This window comes from Mucilaginibacter sp. P4_G9 (assembly GCF_056400985.1).
In genome coordinates this window covers 1-8,496 of the sequence record NZ_JBFUKF010000220.1, presented here as the reverse complement: position 1 = coordinate 8,496, position 8,496 = coordinate 1, and the positions used below count along the sequence as shown (strand labels likewise).

General features: G+C 42.4%; 9 protein-coding genes. 6 read left to right on the top strand and 3 right to left on the bottom strand.

The features are described 5' to 3' along the window. The 6 genes from AC1DPZ_RS17380 to AC1DPZ_RS17355 form a co-directional block, all read left to right on the top strand. A partial coding sequence (locus AC1DPZ_RS17380; protein WP_477405659.1) for an NAD(P)-dependent alcohol dehydrogenase occupies positions 1 to 785 on the top strand: 785 nt, incomplete at its 5' end. 245 nt (positions 786 to 1,030) lie between these two features. Continuing rightward, positions 1,031 to 1,975: an aldo/keto reductase gene (locus AC1DPZ_RS17375; RefSeq protein WP_477405657.1), complete on the top strand. Its 945-nt coding sequence runs from the start codon at positions 1,031 to 1,033 to the stop codon at positions 1,973 to 1,975. A gap of 104 nt (positions 1,976 to 2,079) precedes the next feature. After that, complete coding sequence (locus AC1DPZ_RS17370; RefSeq protein ID WP_477405655.1) at positions 2,080 to 2,991, top strand: alpha/beta hydrolase; 912 nt, start codon at positions 2,080 to 2,082, stop codon at positions 2,989 to 2,991. A gap of 32 nt (positions 2,992 to 3,023) precedes the next feature. Continuing rightward, positions 3,024 to 4,442, top strand: a complete 1,419-nt coding sequence (locus tag AC1DPZ_RS17365; RefSeq protein WP_477405653.1) for a carboxymuconolactone decarboxylase family protein — start codon at positions 3,024 to 3,026, stop codon at positions 4,440 to 4,442. A gap of 112 nt (positions 4,443 to 4,554) precedes the next feature. Further along, positions 4,555 to 5,574: an amidohydrolase family protein gene (locus tag AC1DPZ_RS17360; RefSeq protein ID WP_477405651.1), complete on the top strand. Its 1,020-nt coding sequence runs from the start codon at positions 4,555 to 4,557 to the stop codon at positions 5,572 to 5,574. Positions 5,575 to 5,745: 171 nt separating this feature from the next. Then, a complete protein-coding gene (locus tag AC1DPZ_RS17355) occupies positions 5,746 to 6,468 on the top strand; it encodes an SDR family oxidoreductase (protein WP_477405649.1) in 723 nt (240 codons plus the stop codon). A 222-nt stretch (positions 6,469 to 6,690) separates the two neighbouring features. Here AC1DPZ_RS17355 and AC1DPZ_RS17350 read toward each other — a convergent pair whose 3' ends face one another. From AC1DPZ_RS17350 to AC1DPZ_RS17340, 3 genes are all read right to left on the bottom strand, one after another. After that, positions 6,691 to 7,329: an SDR family oxidoreductase gene (locus AC1DPZ_RS17350; protein ID WP_477405647.1), complete on the bottom strand. Its 639-nt coding sequence runs from the start codon at positions 7,327 to 7,329 to the stop codon at positions 6,691 to 6,693. 87 nt (positions 7,330 to 7,416) lie between these two features. After that, positions 7,417 to 7,839, bottom strand: coding sequence for a putative quinol monooxygenase (locus AC1DPZ_RS17345; RefSeq protein ID WP_477405645.1), 423 nt, complete (start codon positions 7,837 to 7,839; stop codon positions 7,417 to 7,419). 6 nt (positions 7,840 to 7,845) lie between these two features. After that, positions 7,846 to 8,496, bottom strand: a 651-nt coding sequence (locus AC1DPZ_RS17340; protein WP_477405643.1) for a carboxymuconolactone decarboxylase family protein, incomplete at its 5' end; no start/stop codon positions are given.

The following is an 8,496-nucleotide window of genomic DNA, read 5'->3' as shown; positions in this document are numbered from 1 at the left end:
TGTCGGGCAAGAAATTCCCAAAATCTGTTGGCTGCGACTTCTCCGGAACAATAGAAAGCACAGGTATGGGTATCCAAAAATTTAAAGCCGGGGATGACGTGTTTGGCGTAACAAATCCTTTTAAAGAGGGAGTACTTGGAGAATACATCCTGGTGAATGAAAAAGAAATTGCTAAAAAGCCTGCGGATCTGTCATTTGAACAGGCTGCAGCAATACCAACGGTCGGCCAGTCAGCTTTACAGATGCTTACTAAAAACCTTGATAACATCAAAGGGAAGGAGATTTTGATAAATGGTGCGTCTGCCGGAGTAGGTATGTTTGCTATACAGATTGCTAAAAGCCACGGTGCGATTGTAACGGCTGTTTCAAGCGCAAAAGGACATCATTTGTTAAAAAAATGGGGTAGTGATTATGTGATTGATTACAACAAAGAAAAAGTGACGGATTTAAAGAAGAAGTTTGATGTTATCATTGAACTCTCTGCAAAATTATCTTTCAGCCAGGCTAAAAAATTGATGAAGCCTGAATCAACATATTTTACCGTAACTCCTTCGCTTTGGAATTTTGTGCATTCATTTTCAAATAACATGGTATCTGGAAAGAAATATGAAATTCTTTTAATGAAATCAGATACGGAAAGTTTAAATCGATTGGCAAATTATGCATTAAAAGGCTTTGATATCCATATTAGCAAGACCTATCCCATGTCAGATTATAAGGAAGCTTATAAAACTATAATCAAAGAGGGGGCTTTAGGCAAAGTCGTTTTTAATATCCCATCTTAAAATGCCCGTTTTAGCAATTGTTTTTTAACATGCACAGGCCTTATGAAACAAAGTCATAAGGCCTTTTTTATTGGGTCAAACGTATTGCAAAAAGTCGTAGAGAAATACTCCTGAACAGAAATAATGGTAAGAGAAACAGGAATCTGTATAACTATCTGATGCAAAAGTATAAAGAACTTCGCTCCGTCCAATGATTTATTGAATCATTGGATATAGTTCAGCAAAATCATTTAAAATAAAGAGAAATGAAAAAATTACCATCAATAGCATTAGGTACCTGGTCATGGGGAACAGGCTTAGCAGGAGGCGACCAGGTTTTCGGGAACAGCCTCAGCGCCGTCGATTTAAAGCAGGTGTTTGACACAGCAATGAAAGCAGGTTTTAACCTTTGGGATACTGCTGCGGCCTATGGCATGGGCTCATCCGAATCCATTTTAGGTGAATTTGTAAAGCAATATCCCCGCGAAGAGATCCTGTTATCTACCAAGTTCACTCCACAAATGGCGGGTTCTTCCAGCAATCCTGTCGAGGAAATGCTGAATAGCAGTTTGGAGCGTTTGGGCACGGACTATATTGACATTTATTGGATTCATAACCCCACCGACGTTAGTAAATGGAATCCTGAACTGATTCCGCTGCTTAAAAGCGGAAAAGTAAAAAGCGTTGGGGTATCTAACCATAACCTGGAAGAAATTAAACTGGCAAACAGTATCCTCGCAAAAGCAGGATTTAATATTTCTGCCGTCCAAAACCATTACAGCCTTTTATACCGTTCGTCCGAAGATGCCGGAATCATCGACTATTGCAAAGTACATGACATCACTTTTTTTGCTTATATGGTGCTGGAGCAAGGTGCATTATCCGGCAAATATAACACCCGGAACCCGCTTCCCGAAGGTAGTGCCAGGGCAAATACCTACAATAAAGTACTTCCGCAAGTAGAAGAATTAACCGATATAATGAAAGAAATCGGCAGCAGCAAAAATGCTTCCGTTGCCCAGGTTGCCATTGCGTGGGCTATTGCTAAAAACACCTTGCCCATTATCGGCATAACTAAAACTTCACAAATTGAAGACGCTTTAAATGCCACTAAAATTATTTTAACTATTCAGGAAATAGAAAAGATAGAGTCACTGGCAGCAAAGGCGGGAGTTGATACCCAGGGTGCCTGGGAAAAATCAATGATATAATTGTACAGGGCGCTAAAGACAGGCTCACCCCGAATTTGCCCCACCGATGGCATCATTCACAGTTCATTTACATCCTTAAAAAACGAAGCATTCAATTTACCAAAATGAAAAAAGCAACAAGTTTTAAAAACAAAGACCTGAAGATGGCAGCCGAAATACATCTGCCGGAGGATTTTATTGAAACAAAAAAATATCCCGCTATTGTATGTATCCACCCTGCCGGCGGTGTTAAAGAACAGACAATCGGGATGTATGCTTCACGGCTGGCAGAACATGGATTTGTAGTATTAACGTTTGATGCTTCGTACCAGGGAGCAAGCGAGGGTGAGCCCCGGTACCTGGAAGAGCCGACTGCCAGAGTGGAAGACGCCCGTGCCGGTGCCGATTATTTATCAACGCTTCCTTACATTGATACCGACAGCATGGGAGTGTTCGGGAGTTGTGCAGGTGGCGGTTATGCCATCAGCGTGGCACAAACAGAGCATCGCTTTAAAACAATAGCAACGATTAGTGCAGCACCTATGGGTGAAGGCTTCAGAAACTTTCTTGGAAACGAAACACCCGCTTCTGTTTTGCTGGATATGCTAAAAAAAGTAGGGCAACAGCGCACTGTAGAGGCAAATGGCGGAGAACTCCTTTACGTGCACTGGGTACCTGAAACCAAAGAAGAGATCAATGAAAATACGCCCGATCTATGGAGAGAAGGTCATGACTATTATAAAACGCCAAGAGGACAACATCCAAATTCCGTGAATAAATATTTATTTACCGGTACCGACAGAATGATAGCCTTCTCGGCCTTTGACCAAATAAGCACGTTGCTTACGCAACCCATTCTTTTAATTGCCGGTAGTAAAGCTGATACCAGATTGTTCAGCGAACAGGCCTACAGCCTGGCAAAAGGCAAAAAAGAATTATTCATTGTAGAAGGTGCAACTCACATTGCCCTTTACGACATACCTGAATATGTAAATCAGATTGTACCAAAGCTGGTTGATTTTTTTCAGGCACTATAATTATCTAAATAAATCCCCTTAAGAAAAACGAAATGAACAAAGAAAGCGGTTCAAAAAAAGTCTTGTTCGTAGTAACAAGCTGCAATGTAAAAGGAGCTACAGGTATCCCAACAGGATTTAACCTGAGCGAAGTTACACATCCATTGGAAAAATTGGAAGCAAGCGGTGTTGTAGTTGATATTGCATCTATAAAAGGAGACGAAGCCCCATTAGATGGTTTAGAGGATTTCAATGATCCCGTTAATGCCAAATATTGGGCAGATGCTGATTTTCGTAAAGCTATCGCCAATACCATGAAATTAGATGATGCAAAAGCTTCAGACTATGACGCCATATTTTTTGCAGGTGGTCACGGAACCATGTGGGATTTCGCTGATAGCCCCGCAATTTTAAAGTTAGTACCGGAATTTTATGAGTCCGGGAAAATTGTTTCTGCGGTTTGCCACGGCCCCGCAGCTTTGGTAAATGTAAAACTAAGTGATGGCTCATATCTGATCGCAGACAAAAATGTCGCAGGCTTTACTAATGGTGAAGAGGAAGAAGTGCAATCAACCAATGTAGTCCCGTTCCTGCTGCAGGATGCTTTAATTAAACACGGCGCTGTTTACAAGCACGCTCCCAACTGGAACAATAACATCGCTATTGATGGCAGGTTGATTACGGGCCAAAATCCGCAATCTGCCGCAAGTGTAGGTGAAGCCATTGTAAAAGCACTCAAAATTAACAGTACCAGTGCAACAGCGCCGAAACCTGCATTTTCAAGTGCTGACGTAGGTAGTGTTTCTCCTTCATTAGGCAAGTATATTGCTGAAAAATTAGTCGGCGAAGTTTGGGAGCGTCCGGGTTTGTCAAAGCATGACCGTTGCATAGTTACTCTATCAAGCCTGATAGCAAAAAACCAAAGCAATGCAATGCCCCATTACTTTATTAAATCGCTGAACAACGGTATTACACCGGGCGAGCTTTCAGAGATTATTACTCACCTTGCTTTCTATTCAGGAGTGCCCAATGCCATGTCGGCTGTGGCTGTTGCAAAAGATGTATTTGCAAACTATGGAATATCACAGGCAGAGTTACCTTCAATCGACCCACTGACGCTTGATAAAAATGAAGCTTTACCGGGCGACGAAAATAGGGTGGCTTTCATTCAGCAAAACATCGCCCCAATAGCAGAAGGTTTTGCTAAGTACACCAATGAATTATTGTATGGCGAAGTTTGGCTGCGTACGGGATTATCATCAAGAAGCAGAAGCCTGGCAACAGTATGCGCAATGATCGCAGCCGGGGATATCCAATTTCTGGGAATGTACATGGGCAGGGCTGTTGAGCACGGCATTACCAGGCAGGAAATGGGTGAAGCTTTGTCTCAACTGGCATTTTACGCAGGCTGGCCAAAACTTGTTTCCGCGTCAGAAGTTGTCAAAGAGGTATACGACGGTGCAGGTAAATGACTTTATAGTTAACCCCTACAAAAGAGCTTTGGGAGTAAAATCCCGGGCTCTTTTATAAAAGAACAGCGGTTCCATCATGATGAGCCAGGTTCAAAATATCACTATTATAGATATGAAGCCATTAAAAAAGATAATTACCATTGAGGAGCATTTTATCCTGAAAACCATCTCACAGAAAGTAGCGGCATTCAACGCCAAAGAAAATGGTGGGATAGCACCCAACGATGCGGTGCAGAAGGAGTTAATGAAAATTGGGCCAACCAGCGATGATATGGAAGATGTTGGGGAGCGACGGATAAAATTCATGAATGAGAGCGGTGTTGATATGCAAGTGCTCTCATATGGTGCCGGAAGCCCTCAAAATATAACAGATGAAACATTAGCCATTGAACTTTGCCAGGAAGCCAATAATGAATTAGCTAACTTAATAAAACTGCACCCAACAAGATTTGCCGGCTTTGCCACTTTGCCTGTTGCTGATCCAACTGCGGCCGGCGAAGAGTTGAACCGGACTGTGAAAGAATTAGGTTTTAAAGGCGCAATGCTTTCAGGAACTTTCAATGGTCGCTTTTTTGATGAACCTGAATTTTTCCCCGTTTTTTCTAAAGCCCAGGAATTAAACGTACCTGTGTATATGCACCCTGGTTTCATCCCCCCAAATATTGCAGCGCACTATTACCAGAGTAGTAATTGGCAAGCTGTTGCAGGGGCTATGTTTGCATCGGCGGGATATGGTTGGCATTTAGATTCAGGAATCGCAATTGTCCGGTTAATTGCTTCGGGTATTTTTGACAAACTGCCCGACCTGAAACTAATTTCAGGACATTGGGGCGAACTGGTTCCTTTTTTCCTGAATCGCTTAGACGATCAATTAAGCAAGACTTTAACATTAGATCTTAAAATCTCCGATTATTATAAAAGCAATATCTATATCACACCAAGCGGGCTTTTTTCTGAGGCTCAACTTAAATATGTGATTGACGAACTGGGGGCCGACAAAATTATTTATTCGGGTGATTATCCTTATTTAATAGATAAACACACCAGGCAATTTCTTGAAACTGCGCCTATTTCACAAGAGGCCAAAGAAAAAATCGGTTATAAGAATGCGGAAAAATTGTTGGGTTTATAGTTTGTTCCCTGATCGGAATAATGGTAAGCAAAACAGGAATCCATATAACATTCTTGAGCGAAAGTATCAGGAACTTTGTTCTTGAAAACGAGCAATCATTTGCAGCGGCGAAGAAAACTAATTTAAGGAATATAAGAGTCCCTTGGAACGTTAAACATTAACAAGAAAACAATGAAATTATCGAATAACAAAATATTGATCACCGGCGGAGCCACTGGCATCGGTCTGGGATTGACCGAAAGATTTATCCAGGAAAATAACCAGGTTATTATTTGTGGCAGAAGGAAAGAAGCGCTGCAAGAAGTGTCTGACAAATTTCCGGCAGTAATAACAAAGGTTTGCGACTTATCGGAGGAATCCGGGCGGACGGAGCTTTATCAATGGACCGCTGAACATCACAGGGATTTGAATGTATTGGTAAACAATGCAGGTATTCAAAACTGGATGGATATTTCTGATGAGCGCTTTTATGATAAAGCAAAAAATGAAATTGAAACAAATGTTTTAGCTCCATTACACTTGACATCACTATTCACCGGACTCAAGTCACTGGACACCATCATTAATGTAACTTCTGCGTTGGCATTTTCGCCGCTTACGAAGGTGCCCGTTTATTGTGCCACAAAATCTTTTTTTCATTCGTTCACCCTATCGCTAAGACACCTGCTAAAATCAAAAAATATAGAGGTCATAGAATTGATCCCGCCCGCCCTCAACACTGACCTGGGCGGTAAAGGGCTGCACAGCGAGCACCCTTCTGTAAGTGATTTTATTAATGCAGTATTTCAACAACTGGAAGAAGGCAAAGATCAATTGACTTTTGGATATAGCGAAATGCTCTCAAAAGCAACACCGGTTGAGCTACAGGGCATGTTTAAAAGAATGAACCCATAAGAAGAAACTAATTAAAACACCTAAAAACAGGTATCCGAATAATAAACAGAGGCTGATCAATTTATTTTGATACAGCCTCTGTTAATTCTAAAGTTTTTTTCAATGCCCCTGGACTTTCCGAGCTATTTCGCAGTCCCTGTTAGGATTACATACACACAGCGCTAAGTTGGATTTTAACCTATTACCTTAAAGTTACTTGTCGTTTGTGTCGCATTTATTTCATTAATTCATAAAACCAGGTTTATTAGCTTCGGTTCCGGCTTTTTCCATACCGAGACTTTCATTAACATGAAGTTTAGGATCTTCTATAAGTTTTACCACCAGGTCAGCAACACTTTTTCGGGRTATTTCGGTTCCGGTAACCGGCTGGCCTTTTTGGGTGATTTTATAATCAACTTCATCATTGTTTGTATACCAGGTCGGACGAAGAATCGTATAAACCAGGCCAGACGCCTCAATGACGCTTGCAGCTTTCTTATAGCGTTCCAGGATAGGTCCGATCATCTGTTTGTTCCACTGGCCGAAAGCGTCAGGAACTTCATCATAAATGCCGATGGCTGCAATGAACACCAGCCGCTTCACGCCTGCGGTTTGCATGGCTTTTACCGTCTGTTCGGCGATCACATCTTCCTGACCGTTTATATTAACATAGACCAGATCCTGTCCCTGCATAGCATTTTTAAGTTTTTCGCCGTCCAGTATATCGCCTTCGATCAGCTTAATGTGTTCGCCCTCCAAATGTTGCAGGTGTGAGGCATTACGCAGATACAAAGTAAGATGAATGGAATTGTTTTGTGATAACCTGTCGATTACATGCCGGGCAACTTGTCCGCCGGCTCCAAGTATTAATACGTTTGTCATATTCAATTTCTATAGTTAATATTTTTGCCTTAATTGCATCCTTCGGATGAAATCCCTCTGCATACAACTTAAGGTTCCCGTCACGTTCTATAACCCGGGCTGCTTCGCACTCCCGACGAGGTTAACGTCTACCAGTTCCAGTTTCTTTACCATATGCTCTACGGTAGTCTTGTACTTTTTAAAATGAGGTGTAGCAATATGTTTTAGATAGGCGGCGCTGTCGGCGTAGATCTCCAGGATAGTTATCCGCGAAGGGTCTTTTTTATCGGCGACCGCGTAATAGGTCAATACGCCAGGTTCCAGCCGGACAGCGGTTTGCATCTGTTCTTTCAGTGCTGCATTATATTCCTTGAGTTGTGTCAAATCAACTTCAATTTTGGCTATACGGATCATGCGCATATCTGTTTGTGCTTTGGCATGTAAAATAGAAACGAGTAACATTCCGCAACAGCCAAGTATCCTCAATGATGCCCGCACTGTCGCTCTGTAAAAATGATTGCTGATTTTCATAGATCTTTATTTAATGACCTTGAGCTTATCCAATACTGTACGGGCAGCATCTGCCTGCTGTTTCCCGATGCCACTTTCCAGTAAGGCAAAAGCTTGTTCCAGTTGCCCTTCTGTAAGCCCGACATTCATTCCCATGCCCAGGTGTGCTTGTAACTGTGCTTCCAGTCCGGGCAGGCTCGCAAGTACTGTAATCGTTGCCAGTTCACGCTCGGGATAAGTCAATACACCCCGCCCGAAGATGTCGGCAAACAAGTGCTCTTTCAAAAAAGCATCAATGCCTGGCGCAAAAGCATTAGCACCCGTGAGCGGGCCGTTCTGCGGCTTACCGGTTAAAGTTTCCAGCGTTTTCCGTCCCACCTCATATTTGCTTTCATTATTGCCTGTTACAGCAGTTGGGGCCTGTCCTTCGGCATCCTGTATACCCTTTGATTTCCGTTCCTCCAGCACGGACATCAAAGTGATGATGCCGTTAAGGCTACGCGGGAAACCGCAATAGGCATATAACTGCACCAGTTCTTCTCTGATCTGGTTGATGGTCAACCCTCCATCAAGGCCTGCATTCAGGGCATTTTTCAATTGCGGCAGGTTACCCGTTGCAGTAAAGGCGGCAATCAATACGATATGTTTTTCGTTTGGATTTAATTCGTGGTTTTGCTG

Excerpts from the sequence above, each read along its gene's own strand:
- AC1DPZ_RS17355 (WP_477405649.1), top strand. The coding sequence starts at position 5,746 with ATGAAATTATCGAATAACAAAATATTGATCACCGGCGGAGCCACTGGC.
- AC1DPZ_RS17375 (WP_477405657.1), top strand. The coding sequence starts at position 1,031 with ATGAAAAAATTACCATCAATAGCATTAGGTACCTGGTCATGGGGAACA.
- AC1DPZ_RS17370 (WP_477405655.1), top strand. The coding sequence starts at position 2,080 with ATGAAAAAAGCAACAAGTTTTAAAAACAAAGACCTGAAGATGGCAGCC.
- AC1DPZ_RS17365 (WP_477405653.1), top strand. The coding sequence starts at position 3,024 with ATGAACAAAGAAAGCGGTTCAAAAAAAGTCTTGTTCGTAGTAACAAGC.
- AC1DPZ_RS17360 (WP_477405651.1), top strand. The coding sequence starts at position 4,555 with ATGAAGCCATTAAAAAAGATAATTACCATTGAGGAGCATTTTATCCTG.
- AC1DPZ_RS17345 (WP_477405645.1), bottom strand. The coding sequence starts at position 7,839 with ATGAAAATCAGCAATCATTTTTACAGAGCGACAGTGCGGGCATCATTG.